The organism is Methanosarcina sp. (assembly GCF_049706645.1).
Taxonomy (GTDB): domain Archaea; phylum Halobacteriota; class Methanosarcinia; order Methanosarcinales; family Methanosarcinaceae; genus Methanosarcina.
Window position 1 is genome coordinate 127,507 of record NZ_JBNAKP010000007.1, and the last position, 17,807, is coordinate 145,313.

Annotated in this window: 16 protein-coding genes; 1 reads left to right on the forward strand and 15 read right to left on the reverse strand. The window is 43.0% G+C overall.

Going from position 1 to position 17,807, the window contains the following annotated elements; all coding sequences use genetic code 11:
• Positions 1–174 precede the first annotated feature (174 nt).
• The 13 genes from ACPK8D_RS02805 to ACPK8D_RS02865 all read right to left on the reverse strand — a co-directional run bounded on the left by ACPK8D_RS02805 (position 175) and on the right by ACPK8D_RS02865 (position 15,838).
• A complete protein-coding gene (locus tag ACPK8D_RS02805) occupies positions 175–654 on the reverse strand; it encodes an HNH endonuclease (RefSeq protein ID WP_424716321.1) in 480 nt (159 codons plus the stop codon).
• Between the two features lie 257 nt (positions 655–911).
• Positions 912–1,274, reverse strand: a complete 363-nt coding sequence (locus ACPK8D_RS02810; protein WP_424716322.1) for a hypothetical protein — start codon at positions 1,272–1,274, stop codon at positions 912–914.
• Positions 1,275–2,283: 1,009 nt separating this feature from the next.
• Entirely contained in the window at positions 2,284–2,958 is a 675-nt protein-coding gene (locus ACPK8D_RS02815; RefSeq protein WP_424716323.1) for a PHP domain-containing protein, read from the reverse strand.
• 592 nt (positions 2,959–3,550) lie between these two features.
• Positions 3,551–4,837: a GTPase HflX gene (gene hflX, locus ACPK8D_RS02820; protein WP_424716324.1), complete on the reverse strand. Its 1,287-nt coding sequence runs from the start codon at positions 4,835–4,837 to the stop codon at positions 3,551–3,553.
• Positions 4,834–5,229 carry a DUF2209 domain-containing protein gene (locus tag ACPK8D_RS02825; protein ID WP_424716340.1) on the reverse strand — a complete coding sequence of 132 codons (396 nt, stop codon included), beginning with the start codon at positions 5,227–5,229 and terminating at the stop codon, positions 4,834–4,836. Before ACPK8D_RS02825 ends, hflX begins: the two co-directional genes overlap by 4 nt.
• A gap of 90 nt (positions 5,230–5,319) precedes the next feature.
• On the reverse strand, positions 5,320–6,372 hold the full coding sequence (endA, locus tag ACPK8D_RS02830; protein WP_424716325.1) for a tRNA-intron lyase: 1,053 nt from the start codon (positions 6,370–6,372) through the stop codon (positions 5,320–5,322).
• A 439-nt stretch (positions 6,373–6,811) separates the two neighbouring features.
• Positions 6,812–8,299, reverse strand: a complete 1,488-nt coding sequence (cfbB, locus tag ACPK8D_RS02835) for a Ni-sirohydrochlorin a,c-diamide synthase (RefSeq protein ID WP_424716341.1) — start codon at positions 8,297–8,299, stop codon at positions 6,812–6,814.
• Positions 8,300–8,442: 143 nt separating this feature from the next.
• On the reverse strand, positions 8,443–9,240 hold the full coding sequence (gene cfbC / locus ACPK8D_RS02840) for a Ni-sirohydrochlorin a,c-diamide reductive cyclase ATP-dependent reductase subunit (protein ID WP_424716326.1): 798 nt from the start codon (positions 9,238–9,240) through the stop codon (positions 8,443–8,445).
• Between the two features lie 37 nt (positions 9,241–9,277).
• Complete coding sequence (cfbD, locus tag ACPK8D_RS02845) at positions 9,278–10,390, reverse strand: Ni-sirohydrochlorin a,c-diamide reductive cyclase catalytic subunit (RefSeq protein WP_424716327.1); 1,113 nt, start codon at positions 10,388–10,390, stop codon at positions 9,278–9,280.
• 389 nt (positions 10,391–10,779) lie between these two features.
• Complete coding sequence (gene cfbE, locus ACPK8D_RS02850; RefSeq protein ID WP_424716328.1) at positions 10,780–12,240, reverse strand: coenzyme F430 synthase; 1,461 nt, start codon at positions 12,238–12,240, stop codon at positions 10,780–10,782.
• 25 nt (positions 12,241–12,265) lie between these two features.
• Positions 12,266–12,712: a sirohydrochlorin nickelochelatase gene (cfbA, locus tag ACPK8D_RS02855; protein WP_424716329.1), complete on the reverse strand. Its 447-nt coding sequence runs from the start codon at positions 12,710–12,712 to the stop codon at positions 12,266–12,268.
• Positions 12,713–14,551: 1,839 nt separating this feature from the next.
• Positions 14,552–14,953: a DUF2267 domain-containing protein gene (locus ACPK8D_RS02860; RefSeq protein WP_424716330.1), complete on the reverse strand. Its 402-nt coding sequence runs from the start codon at positions 14,951–14,953 to the stop codon at positions 14,552–14,554.
• 405 nt (positions 14,954–15,358) lie between these two features.
• Entirely contained in the window at positions 15,359–15,838 is a 480-nt protein-coding gene (locus tag ACPK8D_RS02865; RefSeq protein WP_424716331.1) for a hypothetical protein, read from the reverse strand.
• Positions 15,839–15,912: 74 nt separating this feature from the next.
• Here ACPK8D_RS02865 and ACPK8D_RS02870 point away from each other — a divergent pair, with 74 nt between their 5' ends.
• Positions 15,913–16,047 (forward strand): hypothetical protein, encoded by a 135-nt coding sequence (locus ACPK8D_RS02870; protein WP_424716332.1) that lies wholly within the window; start codon positions 15,913–15,915, stop codon positions 16,045–16,047.
• A 168-nt stretch (positions 16,048–16,215) separates the two neighbouring features.
• Here ACPK8D_RS02870 and ACPK8D_RS02875 read toward each other — a convergent pair whose 3' ends face one another.
• Both ACPK8D_RS02875 and ACPK8D_RS02880 read right to left on the reverse strand, forming a co-directional pair.
• Positions 16,216–17,097, reverse strand: coding sequence for a transglutaminase-like domain-containing protein (locus ACPK8D_RS02875; RefSeq protein ID WP_424716333.1), 882 nt, complete (start codon positions 17,095–17,097; stop codon positions 16,216–16,218).
• Positions 17,098–17,547: 450 nt separating this feature from the next.
• A partial coding sequence (locus ACPK8D_RS02880; protein ID WP_424716334.1) for a hypothetical protein occupies positions 17,548–17,807 on the reverse strand: 260 nt, incomplete at its 5' end.

Here is a 17,807-nt window from a genome sequence, read left to right on the forward strand (position 1 = left end):
TTTCAGGATTGCCAGACTGGTAAAGGGGAAGATAATGTAAAGGCCAAGGCAGTTCCCTGGATTTTATACTTGTTAAAGGGTTCTGTCGAACCATGCATTATCTTGATACCAAATTTTGATTACATTTATCGCTTATAGTGGTTCGAGAGATAAGGATCGCAAAAATATTAATAATTAAATTCTAAGGATATTTTTAATATCGTCAACTGTAACTCTTCTAGAATTTGTTAACACCTTTATGTAAGCGTCCTTATTTGGAAATACGGGCAATTTAGATTCGAGATCAAATATGCTTACTAGTTTTTCAAGTTTCGCTGTTGCCAAGTTGTTTAACAAATTTTTCTTTGTAACTTTCTTCTCACTTGTTCCTGGCTCTTTTTTACTCATATTTGAGTTAGTCGTAAAATTTTCACGATATTTTTCAATTGACTTCGTGCCCATTCCTCTATTACAAGGGCCACAAATAGGTCTTAGATTTGAGATGTTATCATTGCCACCCTTGGCAACTGCTTTGTTATGTCCAACTTGAAAATCCATTACATGAATCGTCCTTATCTTACAGCAATAACATTTCCCTTCAACTTTGTTACCCATATATTTGATCCAAACGGCATCTCTAGTATTTTTATCAATTGTTCTTCTTTTTTCCGTCAAAATCCCCCCAAAGTAATAAAAATTTGCTAATATCTATTTATGCAAAACTGATATAAAAATATTGGCAAGATGAATTTCAAGGTTTTGAACAACAATATGGCCGGAACGAAAGATAGAGAAAAGAAAAAATTCCATTATGCCCTAAAAGTCATTCTTTTGATACGTTCTAAATTCAAGGCATAGAAAAGAAGAAAAAAGAATGAATTTATCTGAAATCGTTTTTATAAAAATAGAAATGGATATTTTACAGGCTAATTTTACACACATCTTCTCGGATTTTCGATCTCTCTTTTAAGAATTTCCAGCCAATCCGGAGCCTGCACGCCGGGATATTCATATCCTAAGAGAAGGACTTCGCTGAACCCCTCGCCTTCAGCAGGCATTGACCCGGTTACTTCATACGTTGGAAACGGAACTGGAAGGACTCCTTTTACAGTCTCGTCAATTTCCAGTTTCGTGAGCCTGGTAAGATTATCCGTAAAAAGCACTTCTTCACCACTGCTCGCTGTCACGATAGGTATTGTACGGATCGAGTGATATATACACGATTCGACAACGGCGAACCCCAGTACGAGTTCTTTCCAGATAATGGGCTTATTCTGATCGGTTGTTTCTTCCATTGTTTATCCCCCAAAGCTGAATATTCGGTTTAACAGGTTTTGAGCTTATATTTTTGAGCTTATAGAAGGGATACGACCGTAAGCGATAAGTCATTTTCTTTCGAGAAAATCAACGCCAGAAAATCTCTTTCTTATAACTGGCTCCGATTCTCGAACCCGCTGAAAATAAATTAAGACCTGCGCAATTGAACCGAATGACCGCCTAATATCATAAAAACACGCTGTTGAGCCGATGGTTATGAAACTCTTTTACCTACCGACATGAGTAAATCACACCTCTAGCCCATACAAACATTGAAAATCATAATGCTATTATCAGAGGCTTTTGACATATATTAACGATACATTTATAAATACAAAAGTATAATATTAATGTGCCATGTAAATCTCCGTTTCTGTGGTGTGATGTTGTGGTTGCCAGCCTGAGCATATTCATATCACAGATGGAGATTGCATTACATGAGGATACTGAAGTATTTTTGTGTGCCTTTTCTACTCTCAGGGCTGGAAGTTGTCGGAAACAAAGTTGCCTCCAGATATTATATGCATAAAATAATTTGCTAATGAACCAGATCATTGAGCCTGCTCCAAAACAACAAAATGATAAAAATAAGGTTTACCAGTGCATCGATTAAAAAATACGTCCACAAATATTAGCTATAAAGTTCGCTTATCAATCATTGAATTCTTCCTTCAATTACGGATCAATTTTTGAATCGATACACTAGAGGAAACAGTATATAGCGGTGGAAGAATATAATAATTGAAAGCAGCATAATTTAATTCAAAACGGGTAAAAGCAAGGGGGATTAAGGTTGATTATAGGGGTTACTGAAATAATAATTGCGGTCATTATAATAATAGCTATTATATTCCTGATATTAACTTTTAAACGACTTCGTGAATTAAAATGGAAATGAGAATATAAGTTAAAAGAAGATTGCAATCCAGCTAAAGTTCCATACTATACTAAAGTTCCATACTATACTAAAGTTTCATTTTGAATCCTTCAGGCTTTACGAAATAGTTTTCTCTTTATTTTTCGCCTGGCGCTGCCTGACATCTGTTCTAGAATAATGCGCGTGGGCGTATTTCGTCCCGCAGGGGCGACTTTTCCTTTCCGGATGGCTTCCAGCACGGTATCGAGGGTATTTTCCGGCGCGTCAATCTCGGTATATGCCTGGCCCACCATTTCGGGAATATGAGAATCGCTTCCTGCAACGCCTGGAATTCCAAGCCTCTTTGCCTCGGCTGCGGCTTTTCGGTTGGCTTTATTGAAGAGGCATCGTGAATTGAAGACTTCAACGGCATCAATGTCAAGCCCTTCGAAACTTCCTATCCCATGGGAACTGCGTTTGAATGGGTGAGGGATAATAACCGTGCCTCCTAATTTTCGGGCTCTTGCGATCGTTTCTTCCGGACTCAGGAAAGGCTCGATATTCTGGCTGATTCCGAGCACCAGGATGTGTCCCTTCGAGCAGGTAACCTCCACGCCCGGAATGACTGTAAGCTCAAGGCCAAGTTCCAGGGCTCTTTTTCTACAGGCAAGCCCGCCTTCCACAGTGTCGTGGTCACAGATAGCAAACCCGTCAAGCCCCTTTTTATGCGCAACTTCAAGGATGTCGTCATGGCTCGATTTACTATCTTTCGAATGCTCGGAATGTACGTGCAGATCGAATTTCATGTTAGCAGGAAAATGGGAAATGAATTTATATAAATTTTGAAACGGAAACAAAAAGCTACAAAGAAGAATTTAGGAGAGTTTAGAAGGGATTCGCAGAAATTAGAAAAAATTAGCAGAAAATAGAAAAATTAGCAGAATTTAGAAAAAATTTATCCGGAGCCCGTGTACACTCGCGTTTATGATAGTATCAAGGTACGACAAAACTTCGTGTTCTTACGAACAATATCTGTCTTAAAAATAACAGTAAAAAGCAGGAGGAATTGCGAACGGGCAGAAACGTAGCAAAAATCTGGTTTTAAGGGTATAGTTTAGGATATTAGGAGGGTCTGATGTCTTCAGTAGACGCCCGTTCGCATGTAAACAAACGACTTCTGAATATAAATACCTTTCGTAGTTATACGAACAGTATTCAGACCATGCAAAAAACTCCCTGAGAAAAAGATATTGGGAAACGCTCTTGTAATATTCCGACAGCTTTTATAAAATTCAAAAAGCTTTATACTCTTCAGGAAAACCTGGGAATGGTCCAGGCATTCTCAGGTTTCGAAGCTTTTTAGAAGACTTTGACTATGATTCAAAATCGTTTTCATATTCAGGCTTCCTGGGGCCCAAGAAGTGCATGTGCCCTGTTAATTATCTCGGTCCTGGCTTCATAATCCACAAAGATCCGCTCTCCGAATTCAACCCGGTGTACGATTCCTTCTTCATAAAGCCAGGAAAGAATCGACATCCCTTTTTCCGAATTAGGAAGGGAAAGGGAACAAAAACACCAGGGAGGTAGATTTTTTATTATCTCGGCTTTTAATGCAGTCACGCCTATGCCTTTTTTTGCGGAAACAAATACAGGGTTTGGGGCCATGTAGCCTATCTGTTCCATAATACCGTCAAGTTCGGATTCGTCAACGAGATCGACCTTGTTAAGCACGGTAATAATAGGAGCTCCCTGCAACTTGTCCCACAGGGTGTCGTGAGAAGTCGAAAGTTTCTGAAGGATCATCTCAGGTTTTTCGCTTACGTCCACGACAAGGAGTATAAGGTCCGAGAGAAAAATCTCATCCAGGGTAGATTTGAAGGCATCAACCAGCCAGTGAGGAAGATCCTCTATAAATCCCACGGTATCGGTCAAAAGAGCTTTTCGCCCCCCAAGGTCAAGAGCTCGAGTCGTAGGCACAAGCGTTGTAAAAAGCATATTCTTTACCTCAACACTTTCACTTACAATAGCGTTGAAAAGCGTGCTTTTTCCGGCATTGGTATATCCGGCAAGGGAGATTAAGGAAAAACCCTTCCTGTGCCTTAAAGCCCGCAGGGATTCATCGTCCTTTTCTGCGGATTCGAGTTCATTCTCGATTCTTGCGATTCTCTTCTTCAGGTCCTGTTCATAAGAATCCTCGTAGTCTCCAAGCCCCATGAACCCTGCCCTTTCCTCTTTCTTAAGGAGAGAAACAACAGCCCTTGCCCTGGGCACCTCGTATCTCAATCTTGCCAGTTCCACCTGGAGCTTTGAGCGGTGGGTAGTTGCCCTTTTTGCAAAGATCTCAAGGATAAGCTGGAATTTGTCGATAACCTGGCATCTGCAGATTTCCGAAATATTGAAGAGCTGGGTCGTAGAAAGCCTGTTATAGAAAATTACTTTCTCTGCACCCGTATTACTCACAAGTTCGGCAAGTTCCTCGATTTTTCCCCGGCCTAGCTGGTACCTCGAATCGTGATACCTGGTTTGTTTAAGTTCGCCGACCGGCAGGTAACCTGCTGCCTTTGCAAGCTCTCTGAGTTCCTGGAAGAGGTATTCCTCACGCTCAGGATCCGAACTGGGAATTGTTCGTTTAACGAGAATTACCCTGATCCCGTTACCGGATTTCTGTTCTGCTGAAATTTTCATGCCTCGATTTGAAGTTCTTTTATCAGTAGATTACGGGCGCTCAGGGAAATATGATGTGCGAGTTCAATCGACCGCCTCTCGGCAATGGATTCCTGATACTTGAAAGCCCTGGAAAACATACTTTCGGTCACCCATCTGGGTTTGTTGTACATATCCCCCTTTTCGGCCACAATTGTGCCCTCAAAGGAAAGCTGGTCAGCGGTATCTTCAATTAGCTGCACGATATCCAGCAAGCTTGGAGCTCTTTTCAGCCAGAGGGGAAGGATCTTGATCTGCTTAACCTTTTCAATATAGTTAGCCGAGACCGTAAGCGCCGCAGCTGCACATACCATGTAATAACCTCCTTTAATCCTGTGCCTGCCAGAGATGTCTACTGCAATAATATCCCACATATGTACTTCACCCTCGGCTGAAGCTCCTATTTTCATGAAATTAATGAAAGTTAACAGCAGGGGAAAAATCCTGAGAATACCAGTCAGGTATCACATTTTCGTTCGGCTGATGTCCAGGTATTCGACTTCTTCCCCTTTCTCGACTGCAAAAAGCATGCTTTTTCGTACGCTATTTGCAAGCCTGACCGCTCCGGACATAACCGGAAGCCTGAACTCGAAATCCTCAGGGATAGCATTTACAAGGTATTCCGAATGGGGAATTTTTTCTATTGACTCGACTTTCCGGTATACCCTGAAATTCGTCCCGAATTTAAAGCCGGTTTTTACCACATGCCCTGAATCCCTGAGATTTTTATATGCACCGTATTTTCTCAGGAAAGAACTCTCAATCTCCGAGGCTTTCTCGATAAACTCGTCGAATGAAAATATCTTACCTTTCCGGTCCCTAACCGTTATTACACCTCTGGAAAAGAGGTAAAGGGACTCTACCAGGGAGAGCTGCAGCCTTTCGGAATCCAGCATTTTCCCGTAAAATCCCCTTGCATAGAGAGTTTCCGAAGCCTGGGCATCCCAGGCTATTACCCTATCTTCCAGGAAAGTGGCATCGGTTTTGACTGCAGGATACGGCTCAGGCATATCTCCTTCAGGTACTGCGGTTTTAACCTCATAAAAGGTAAGGTCACTTTCCTCATCCACGACAGCAAGAATAAACTGCTTGTGCACATTCTCTGCCGAAGCGACCGACTCCTGAAGGAGTTTTACGGGAAGAAGCTGCCTTTCCGACTGGACGTGGACAAAAATTTTTGCCGCACTTTTGCCTGGATGACTGCCTCTGGGATACACCCGGAAATCCGCAGTTGACGGCTGGACATAATACCCCCGCTCTTTAAGATCCTTATAAACAATATATTTCAGCTCAAAGTTCGGCTGCTTCAAGGAAGCCTGTTCGAAAAAGGCCCTGAAATCAAGTAATTTGCCTTCGAGTTCGATTTCCAGCTTTCCTCTGGACAGAAGGAAAGCAGCTTCTACAAGTGAGAGTTCGAGCCCATTGCCTTTAGGGCGCCCGAAATAACCAGTTTTGTAAAGGTCGGCTACCGCTTCCTTTCCGGCAAGGACACGGTCTCCTTTAAGTTGTGTTTTCAATAGATTCACCTGAAAAGAAAATGAAATGAAAATAAGTTCCTGTAACAAGCTAGCTTGCTTTAATCCGGCGTTCCAAATCCGGCCTGCAATAGTCGAATTCACGATACTAGCTTTTTATATAATCGGACTGCTGCAGGCTAATTTGTTACAACGTGATTCATCTTAATCTTGATTCTCATAACATAGTTTTTTATAATCCAATTCTTTGTAATCAACCTGTTATAATCTGATCTAACCTGTTATAATCTGATTTAATATAATATTGCTTTTTCGACCTGCAAAGGCTCAGAACTTCAATTTCGGGGCCTGCAGTCCGGAATGTTTCATACGGACTAATTGTCTACAGGCGCATCTTCGTTTGAATATCTGCATACGTTCTGGAAATATACTCTCATGTTATAGAAGGCCTGCACATGTTTCGGAAGAAGCCTGCACACATTTACGGCGTAAGCCTGGATTCCCGGAACTTCCTTGCAGCCTCTACAAGTGAACCTGCAAGCTCCCTGTATGCAACTCCATGCAGGTGGGCGTAAGAGCCAAGGGTATTTCCGGAAATCAGCCCGTCCCTGTCATGCTTTATGCCTGTTCCCCTCGACAGGGTTATTGCAAATTCGGCATCCTCAGGAATTTCCCTTATCTCAGAGTGATGGAATTCGTGCCCCTTGAAGCTGTTGCCTTTTTTCCCGATAAGGCAGTCCTTATTAAGGGTTCCGATATTGTAGCTGACAACTCTTGTCTGCCCCATAATGGTGTGCCCGGGGAGCGCCCCGACCATTGAGTATGTGGATTCCGGCATAGAGGCATCGTGATAGGTTCCTTTTCCGGGAATGCCTGTGCTTATCTTTTCCGTAAGGTACATAAGCCCCCCACACTCGGCATAGACAGGCATGCCTGCAGCAGAAGCTTTTTTGATATCCTGCCGCATGGACTCGTTAGCTTCAAGTTCGGCTGCAAAGAGTTCGGGATAACCGCCTCCAATATAGAGCCCGTCAACCTCAGGAAGCGCGGCGTCTTTAACAGGGCTGAAGTAAATGATTTCTGCGCCTGCAAGCTTCAGAAGATCGAGATTATCGCGATAGTAGAAGTTGAAAGCCTCATCCAGGGCGACACCGATCTTTGGCCTGGATAATCCGGCATCGGGAGAAGAAGAAAAAACGCTATTATCAGGGCTTTTCAGAGGCTCTGCACTTTTTGCGATCTCCAGGAAGCGGTCAACATCAATTCCTTTATTGATGATTTCTTCAATTCCTTGAAGGCGGGCTTCAAAGCCTCCGTCTCCAAGCCGTCTTCGGCCTTCGAGAGCTGGCATAAGCCCGAGATGGCGCATGGAAATCTGCATCGAGGGATCTCTTGGGACAATCCCTATTACCTGAACACCTGTATAATACTCGATTGCCTCTTTTGCTTTTTCGGCATGCCGGCGACTTCCTATGTTATTAAGGATAACTCCTGCAATTTCCACATCAGGGTCGAAATTCTTATAGCCGTTTACAAGGGCAGCACTCGAACGGGTAATGCTCCGCGCATTGATTACAAGAATTACGGGGCAGTTAAGGATCTTGGCTATCTGGGCTGTGCTTCCAAGGTCGCTTAAGCTTTCAAAACCCTCATAAAGCCCGCGAACTCCTTCGATAATTGCAATATCAGCCTTATCGCCGACCTCGCAGGCATGGGTATAGACATCCAGAATCCCGTTCTCATCCATAAGGTACCCGTCAAGGTTCCGGCAGAACCTGCCAGTTATTTCAGTATGGTAACTCGGATCGATGTAGTCCAGGGCGACCTTGAAGGGCTGGACTTTATATCCTCTTGAAACGAGGGCGGCCATCAGGCCCATAGAGATTGTGGTCTTGCCTGAAGAAGAACGGTCGGCGGAAATGAGGACTCTGGGAATACTCCCTGCTACGGATTGCCTGTCGTTAAGCATTTTTTTCGATACCCCTGATTTATTTTGCGCGGCAATGGTGCGGTCAATGTACGTTTTCAGTTTTATTGTCAATGCAGCTTATATCGCAACTTACTGTCGCTGTGGTTTATTCTGCCAATTCCCTCAACATCTACCGCTTTAGTTTATTTTGTCAATTCCCTCAACCGCTCGTCACTCAGAGAATCGGATGTAACTCTTTTTTCGTTTTCAAGGATTGCTTTTCCAAGCTTGCGGTAGATATCTGCAATATCGGATTCGGGTGCCTTTTCCATTACAGAGTAGCCCTCCCTTTCGCAATCCTGGACGACCTGACTCTTCGGGATAAAAGCCATAAGCTGGCTGCCGATTTCCTCAGCAAACTTCGCAACAATTTCCTCTTCCCTGCTCGCATTTCTGGAATTACAGATTATCCCGCTGAGCGGCATCCCTATCTTCGAAAGGCCCTTGCAGATATTATTTGCTGCATAAAGGGGCATGTACTCTCCTGAGGTCAGGACATAAGCTTCATTTACGAACCCTTTCCTTACAGGCGCAACAAAGCCGCCGCAGACAATATCTCCGGGCACATCGTAAATTATGAAGTCCTGCTCTTTTAAGAGATCTCCTGAAATACTTTTCAGTTTCTGGATGGCAACAATAATCCCTCGCCCTGCACACCCTATGCCAGGCTCGGGGCCGCCTGCTTCCACGCATTTGACTCCTGCGTACCCTTCAAAGACCACATCTTCTTCCTTTACATCCACGCCTTCACGCAGGAGGTCGAGTATGGTCGGAATTCTCCTGCCTCCAAGCAGGGTGATTGATGAGTCGCTTTTAGGATCGCAGCCTATGATCATTACTTTCTTTCCTGCTTCGGCACAGGCGGCAGCAACGTTTGAAGCCGTGCTCGATTTGCCTATGCCGCCTTTCCCGTAGATCGCTATGACCTTTTGTTTTTTCAAAGGATCTTCCTCCTGATTTTATCCTGGCTCTTTTAGCTCAGGCTTCCTTTGCAACTTCCCTTAAGGTAGCCCCAAACTCGGATTCTACAATCTCACTGACGCCCAGGGTTTTCGGGTGAAGGTCGATTTCAACCAGCACATATTCATGCCCCATCTCTTTTAAGGGCAGGACCTGTCTCGGTCCGTTAGTAATCGAAATCAGCTCCATGCCCCTTATATGTTCCATAGGGATTGCGTGCGGAACACCCGTAATGACCGCAAAATCGAAATCACTGTATTTTTCCTTTACTAGTTCACTGACCTTTTCCCCTGCAACCGGGTACTCGTCCATACCGCCAATGATTTCATGTACCTCAACCCCGTGGGCTTTCAGGTCTCTCATTATGTATTCGGCATGCTGCCTTACTCTCGGAAGCCCTAGCGTGGGGTCGATGTTTGCCATATTGATAAGGTTTCCCTTTTTCCCGAGAGCTGCTGCAACCTCATTGACCGCAAGGGTGATGTCTGCAAACATATAACCGGTCTCTTTTTTGGCATTCATGATGACCAGGCCCTTCTTGCCTTCTTTGAGGAGCTGGACCACACGCTTTGCGACTTTATACTTTACATCCCCACGGGAGGGGGCAAGGTATTCCCTGCTTGCAGCCCCAAACCTCTTTTCCACGTCTGTAGCTTTTGCAAGCAGGTATTCCTGGCGCTCGAACTCTTTATGGTCGATAATTCCGGCATCGAGTGCGGATTCCAGGGCAAAGAGCACTCCTTTTGTATTATTATGGTAGCCTGCATGCACCTCAACTTCGATTACAGGGACATCGGGATTTGCCTCAAGCACTGCTTCATGCATTTCTTCCCCGATAATCATGCTGGCGCAGGTTCCTACAACCCCGATAACTTTAGGGTTAAAAAGCTCTACCGATTTGTTTATCAATTCTACAAGCCGGTCGTGCCCTCCGAAAACGAAACCGTTCTCATCAAGGCCTGTGGTAACAACGTGTATGCCGTCTTCTTCGAGCAGCCTTGCATGCTTAAAAGAGCAGCCAGGAGGCCCGTGGAGGATAGCGACATCGACATTTAAATCCCTGAGAGTATAAAGAGCCGCAACTATGGAACTCGGACGGGGATGGATGATTGAAATCTCTTTTCCAGTCATGACAGATCCTCTTATTTAGATAATTGATGCTGTAGGAATAATAAAATGCATTTCCTTCAGAAGGTTACTGTATCCGGCGACAGCGGATACCTCCTGTACCACCAGGGGTCAGGAAACACGATCAGTTGAAGTTTAAACAAATAATGGAAACGGATACAGATTGGAAGAGCCTGTATAAAACTGTATCATAAAAATTCCGGCAAAAAGCCCGAAGCCTTATTTTCGCCTGTATCCGAAATATGCCTTTTATCCTGGCTTGCTACCCGCGGCCGAAATTTCCAGGTACCTCCTCAGCGATTCCCCGGAATCCTTAACAATTCCCCGGAATCCTTAACAACTCCCTGAAATCCTCGCAATTTTTCAGCGGAAACACTCCGTAAAAGAAACCTTTAACGGAAACATTTTACCGAAGAGAGTATTATATCGTTGCTTCCTGCAAATTCCGAGGCTTTCGAGAGTCCCTCAGGAAGATTCCGAGCATAAGATACTTTTTTGCCAGCTACTGCTTTCATCCGTTCTCCTACCAGGATAACCTGCCTGCATTTTGTACCGAATTCTTCTACAAAACCCCGCACGGATTCGGGAGGCAACCCTTCACAGACCTGAGAGGCTTCTTCTCCCAGCACGAGAATAATACCTTCCTTTTTTTCGTCCTTTTTCTTAAGGAGAGCATACTCAAGGGCTTTTTCGGCCGAGAGGATATCCATGCCGGAGTTGGAATTGTCTATCAGGGAGATGCCGTTCATTTCCCTTTCCTGCATCCTGCCTGAAAGCCCCCCGAATCTCTCAATCACCGAAATAACAGCTTCATGTTCAATTCCAAGTTCAAGGGCGGCTGCTGACGCTGCAACAAAGGCAGTCCTGTAAGCTGAAACATTATACCCTTGACGCGGGGAGGCTGAGAAAATTTCCTTTCCCCTGTGAATAAAGCTAATGACAGAACCTGATAATCCTGACGATATCGATAATTCTGAAGACGCTACCGGCGCTACAGAGCTGCATTCGGTTTCCAGCACAAAATCGGCTACCTGGCTCCGGATTCCCGGAATTTCGGCACTGAAGGGGTCTTTGAAGGTAAAAACCTTTGCCTGACTCATTTTTGCAGCTTTAAGGGCTTTTTGGGCTCCTGCATTAATGAGAAGGGTGCTTCCGGATTTTGCATGCCTGACAAGCTGGAGTTTTGCCTCGCTTGCAAGGGCTGTATTGTTTGCAATCCCGTAGTCAGGCGAAAGGGTTGTAAGGATCCCGAAATCGGCAGTGCCTGTACCGCCTATCGAGATTTCGAAGATTAAAAAATCCGGCCTGAAACCTGCCTCAAAAACTTTCTTAATTGCAACCAGAATGCTTCCGGGAGTTATGCTCAGGCCTTTGTGGATAAGGGAAGAAACACCCGCTTTCCAGTATTCGAGCCCCCGCGAGGTATGGAGAACTACTTCAAACCGCCTGGAAAGCATATCGGCAAGGAGAGAAGCAATACTTGTTTTTGCTTTTACGCCCGTAACTTCAACCGTTTTTATGCCGGCTAGTCTTGAATCGCCTTTGAGGATTTTCCCGACGATTTCATGGTGCGAAAGAACGCTTTTTCCCTCTATTCTGGCTTCTACGAGCATCGGATAGGCAGAATCCAGATGTACGGGCGCGACCAGGAAATCGAATCCTGAGGAAGAAAGAGGAGTCTTTGAACAACATATCCCGTGCTTTTCCTCAAGTTCAAGCAGCGTGCCAGGCTCGACTGTCCCGTAGACATCTATGCCGGTTACTTCGTTTCCGGCGTCTGCAAGGCTTTTTGCAATGGGAATGCCGCCGTGAGTCAGGTCGAGCACGGCGAGCTTCTTCCGATGCAGGTCCATGATAAAACCGGACCCCGGTAGGAATTTAAAGGGATTCCTGAACCCTTTTGAACACAAGGTCAGCGATAAGCTCATCGGCCCCGAGAGGCTTTGCGTAGCACAGAGGAACTGACTTTCCATCAATTTCCAGGGCACCGCAGCCTTCTTCATTAAGGCTCAGGATCTCAGGGATATCCTTTGTGATATGAACTCCCGAAGCCAGGAAAACCGGTACTGCTGCGATTTTTGTAACGCCAGTCCCTGAAAAGCCTTCAATTGCCTCTTCAAGTGTTGGCTCACTGTTTTCCATAAAGCCGGCTCTGACAACAACATCAGAGTGCTTCCGTGCGATATAATCTGCGATCTTAGTGACTACTTCCTTATTGAAAGGCAGCTTGCTCCCGTGGCCTATGGCCAGAATTCCGAGTTTTTCTGTCATTTTTAAAACCTCATTTCTATTCAGGCTTAACACAATTATGCGGATTTGTAACATTGAAGAGTTTAACATAGTTAGGATTTATATGATATAATTCCTTTGTTTAAAAAAGGTTATATCTATTAATTAGTTTAGACATTTATTGATTTCAATCCATTGGAAAGCAGGCCAAATATAAGGAAGTAAGGTAGACCTGGCCTTGACCTTATATTTATAATTTTATCGTAAATGTTGAGGTGTTAAGCCTGTGAGATTATTAAAAACAAAAAACCTTAGATTAAAGCCACTTGCTTGAAGGTCTTTGAGCTTAAGGTAAATTTCGATTATCTCAGCTATATTTCTGCAATAATCACTAGAATCGACCGGTAGGCGGAATAGCTGTACTATTTTTATACATGATAAGAGCTAGTGTGACTGTCTGCCTGGAACAAAGAAATAAGGAAACTTGCTTTAGAGGGCAGAAACTTTGTGTAAGTTATATGAACCTGTACACAGCGACTATCGTATGCAATAGGCTTGTGATATATTCTGCAGCCTGGACAATTGAGTATTTAATGCTGTTGAAACCTTAGTTCAAACTGCGTAACTCCGTTAAATCAGCATCAAATCAGAAAATAATGAACAAGAAAAGACAAAAAGATGAATTAAACCTGGAAATTAGTGAAAAATTTAAAAATTTCTGCTGGGAATAAAAGGCAGAGGTAAATCAAAACCCATGCTTGTAGCCTCTAAAAATAGGGATTTTCAATACCTGATTGGTAATTGATCTCTCACCACGCTACCTTATATCCAAAAACCGTATCCTGACATCCCTGGCACAGCCCGGAACGCTCGAATTCCCTCATGAACACTTCGTTTCTGAATTCGTCTTCGTCTATTCTATCCGCACATAGCGGACATTTACATTCTTCAACGATCGAAACTTCTCGCCCAAATCCTAATGATTTTAGAAAACTCTTTTTTGCTATATTCATATCCATCAACTCTACAATTCATATACAATATGTCGCTTCCATACAACCACCCAAAAGTAAAAACAAAATACAGGTGGATCAATTCTCTCAGTTCAAATGCCAAATGTTCTACGACATCCGTATTAACAAACAAATATGGTTACAATACTTGCAGTAATGTTTCAATTCTTGTTTTGGGGGTCTTGCTCGCGAATTTTTTAATTTAAAAGAGTAAATTTTCTAATATTTCGATACTAGTTTTAATGAATTTTATTCACTTATTCGCGTATATGATAATCCACGGATATCAATATAAATCTATTGATTTTTTATAATCATTTTGTTAGAATTTCAGGTTAACTTTTAAAAAATCCTTATGCATCTTGACACTGTTATGTGTATTTGTTTGAATAACCGTAATATATTTATGGTTATTTCGCCGGTCAAATTCCGCAGAATCTGGTTTTCGGGATCACAGAAAATAATAATTAGCAAACAACACTCGCGGTATAAAATAAAGATCTCTTTATCATGCTGCACAACCTGGTCCGAAAATATATCCAAAAAACCGCTCGGAAGTGTAGAATAGGGCTTTTTGTGGCCGGAGCGACACCGATAGCTTGCAAAACACATATAGAAATATATCCGGCAAGTTCCCGGTCTTTACTGGCTTTTGCGCTCCCTTTTTGTTTTGTCGCTTATGGATGAATGAAAGAAACCACGATCATTATTCCGTATGCCCCCAGAAGCTGTAACCCTTCAAACCAGTTGCTTTTGCCGTCTTCGATAATGGACTTGACCATAAAGACAGCAGAGACTATGGCAGCAAGTTCGAAGGAAATGAAAAGACCTTTCTACAAGAAAGAGAAGGAAGAAGAGAAACCCGAAATGGACAGAAAGGTTAGAGGGCCCCCGAAAAAATTCCAGTTCAAAGAGCAAAGCTTTATTCTCTCGGCGCAACTTCTTCCGGGAACCACTCCTGAATATCTTTCGGCATATTGGATCTTACATCCCGAAGTTCGCCTTCGCCCATGTGCCTGTACATAACCCGCAAGACAGCCCGAATAACTTCAGCCGGGTTTATATTATCATCGAATTCGAACTGTGCATGCACCCTTCTTGCAAACTCCTCTTTTTTAAATTTCTCGGGCTTGTCCCTGAGAGTCCAGCCGTCATAATACATCCCTTTAACTACAAGGGGCAACTGTGCCGCAAGATCTACTGCTTCTTCTGCAGGAAGCCTGTCCCTTAGCGCGTGCAATGTACCACGCAGTGCCTGATATGCACTATCTTTGCTCTGCCACTTCAACTGGCTCAGAATATCCCTGAGCCATATATTGGTCAAGTCGATACTTTTGTCAAGATTACCTACTCCCGTAGTCGTTTCAACTCCCCCTTAAGTTTGAAAAAATAAATATCGTTCGGCAGAGTAAAATTATGGGCTGTATTTATTTAATAATATCTAAGAATAAAATTCGAAGAGGAAAGATGCGGGGGCACAGCCAGAGATCGGGACCGGAAAGCTAAAAAAAGGACTCACGATTAGCAGGACAGCAGGGCAAAATTTCCAAAAAAGGATAGGTACAGGAAAGATCAGGCTTCAAAGGCCCAATAATACCTAAAAGGTTCCTGAACCGAGCTTGCAAAAAAAGTAAATCACAGGCTTTTTTATTGCAATTGCTTTTTATTGCAATTATTACCAGATATTTTTATACACTTCAACTATTATCAGGCGTGTTTATTGCACTTGTTAGATACTTCTACTCTCAATTACAGCCTCTTTTGCGCGGTTTATGTCAGTATCCTGATATGAAACGTCGTCAAAATCCCCACGCAAAGCTTTGAGTGCGTATTTTTCCACCTCGATCTCCTTTCTTGTGCGTATGCCAAGTCGTCTGAATACGGATACGGGAGGGCACCACCCTTGCACTGCATGTTGCAGCAGGAAAATGGAGACTATAAGAGGCAGAATAAACCAGTTCCTGCTCTTTTTTAAGCCCAGTGCAGCTCCGATAGAGGTAAGTATAGCCGCATTGGCTTCAAGATAGCGCTCGATATCCCACTCCAGATCCAGCTCTTTTATTCTTTTGTTTATTTCATAATCGTTTTTGCTTGCATAGAACCGGACTGCTGCAGCTATTTCAGCATCGATTGCCTGGTTAATCTCAGGGGGCGTATTAGCCCGTACCCTATCTCCCCGAATGAGTTCACTGTAGTTATTTATTGCCATAAAACTCCCCTTTACGTCCTTTTCTAAGTATATAATCCGACCGGAACTTCCCTTTACTAAAAGAGGGTGGAGGTATGCCATATAAAGTTAATCATAAAAATTTAGTTTCAATATTTAGTTTTACAGAAGATAGAATTAAACAGATGTTTTCCGCAATTTTCCCGCTTCCTGGCCGCCAAGGTGAAGAAATAAAAAAGAGTGAAAAATAAGTGAAAAGAAAGTAAAAAGACATTAGGAGGACACGAAAAAGAAAGAAGTTAAAGAGAAAGAAGTGAAAAAGAAGTGGAGAAAAAAGAAGTGGAAAAGAAATGAGGAGAAAAAAGGTTTTTACGCTCAAAGAACGGGTTCTGAAGGTAAATTGTGGTTTACGCCCTGATTCAGAACTCGATTAGTCCATCCGGATAGTAAATTACCTTCACTCCTTCAAAATATACGCCTCCAGGATGCCTGTACCCGTTTGAACCGCTCCAGTCAAAATTCAGCCAGTATTGAAGCTCCCCTCCTTCAAGTTCCCGGCCTGAGTACCAGATGTTTTCGGCATAAAAATATCTGCCATGTACATAATTGAGAATCTCATAAGCAGTTTCTGTACTATTCCCTATGTAAAGTTCAGGATAGGCGTGTCCGTAGTCCTCGTTTGTTGCAGTAACGACCCTTGTATTGAAGCCCATATTCCTTAAAAGGGCAGACATGACTATGGAATAGTCGTCACAGTCCCCTTTATAACCATCGTTTATGGTCTGAGAAGCCCCGAAGAAGAACTCGGCATTTTCGTCATAACGGTATTTCCAGTTCCGGTTCACATAATCAAAAACGTCACAGGCGTCTTTAATATCATATCCTGAGGTCTTTCCGGTTATATTGAAGATCTCAGATGCAATCATCTCATTTCCTGATCCGATGCCTCTCTGGAAATTCAGGGATAGCCGCCTGTATTCCTTTGGATAAACTATATTTGATTTTTCTTCGGGATAAGTCGGGACATCGGGGACCTCAGGAGATATGGATCCTGCCGAATCAGAAGCACTCTCGTTCTCTTCTATTTTACTCCCTTTTTCTGATCCGGGATCATCAGGAAAAGAACTATTGACTCTGTCGGGTATTAAGTCCTGTATATCCGTTACCAGATCTTCGGGGTCCAGATCCGAACCCGGAATTTCATCTGTAGCCGCAGGATCTATGCACCCGGCAGTAAATCCGGAAAGGGTAAACAAGAAGAGAAGCAGGCCAAATAGGCTTAAAAATTTTATCCTTATCACACTGCCAGTTCCCCAAAACATGATACGAATTTAAAATTGAAGTAAATAGATAAGGTTTGAACTTCTAGATAAACCTGTAAGGATAAACCTGTAAAGTATGAATTCGAGAGTTATAAACCTGTAAATTGCAAATTTTTAAGCGTGAAACCTTCAGGATTACAGGATAACTGGCAGAGAGATAATATTCCCGAGCAAGAGCTTAAAAAGCTTATATTCCCCGTTTCCGTTTCAAAAACAGCCCGCACTTGCAGTAATCAAATCCTTCACAGTATTTGCCTCCTTTCTGGAAATGCGAACACGAAGTACGGTATTTGCATTTATTGCGTAATATAAAGGATAATATACCCATTTCTAATGCCTTCCCACATGTATTAAATACTTTCTCCAGATATATAAGAGGTTCTATTGCCCTTTACCTTCGTTATGTCCTCATCTTTATTGCCTCAACTTTCAGGCCTTAACGATAACCAGCACCAAAGCTGTCTTCAAGTCTTCGGGTTTCAGCATCCGAGCTAGAAATGAATGGATTAGCCAGCACCGCAAATACCTTAAATATACTGCGGAGACCTTAAAAATTTTTATATATTGATTAAATGGACGAGATATTAACAAACTCGGATTAAAAAGAGGATTAAAAAGAGGATTAAAAAGAGGATTAAAAAGAGGATTAAAAAGAGGATTAAAAAGAGGATTAAAAAGAGGATTAAAAA

Coding starts and splice junctions, on each gene's coding strand:
- ACPK8D_RS02825 (WP_424716340.1), bottom strand. CDS start 5,229: ATGTGGGATATTATTGCAGTAGACATCTCTGGCAGGCACAGGATTAAA.
- cfbE (WP_424716328.1), bottom strand. CDS start 12,240: ATGGACCTGCATCGGAAGAAGCTCGCCGTGCTCGACCTGACTCACGGC.
- ACPK8D_RS02810 (WP_424716322.1), bottom strand. CDS start 1,274: ATGGAAGAAACAACCGATCAGAATAAGCCCATTATCTGGAAAGAACTC.
- ACPK8D_RS02870 (WP_424716332.1), top strand. CDS start 15,913: ATGCCATATAAAGTTAATCATAAAAATTTAGTTTCAATATTTAGTTTT.
- hflX (WP_424716324.1), bottom strand. CDS start 4,837: ATGAAAATTTCAGCAGAACAGAAATCCGGTAACGGGATCAGGGTAATT.
- ACPK8D_RS02865 (WP_424716331.1), bottom strand. CDS start 15,838: ATGGCAATAAATAACTACAGTGAACTCATTCGGGGAGATAGGGTACGG.
- cfbB (WP_424716341.1), bottom strand. CDS start 8,299: ATGCTTAACGACAGGCAATCCGTAGCAGGGAGTATTCCCAGAGTCCTC.
- cfbA (WP_424716329.1), bottom strand. CDS start 12,712: ATGTTACAAATCCGCATAATTGTGTTAAGCCTGAATAGAAATGAGGTT.
- cfbD (WP_424716327.1), bottom strand. CDS start 10,390: ATGACTGGAAAAGAGATTTCAATCATCCATCCCCGTCCGAGTTCCATA.
- ACPK8D_RS02815 (WP_424716323.1), bottom strand. CDS start 2,958: ATGAAATTCGATCTGCACGTACATTCCGAGCATTCGAAAGATAGTAAA.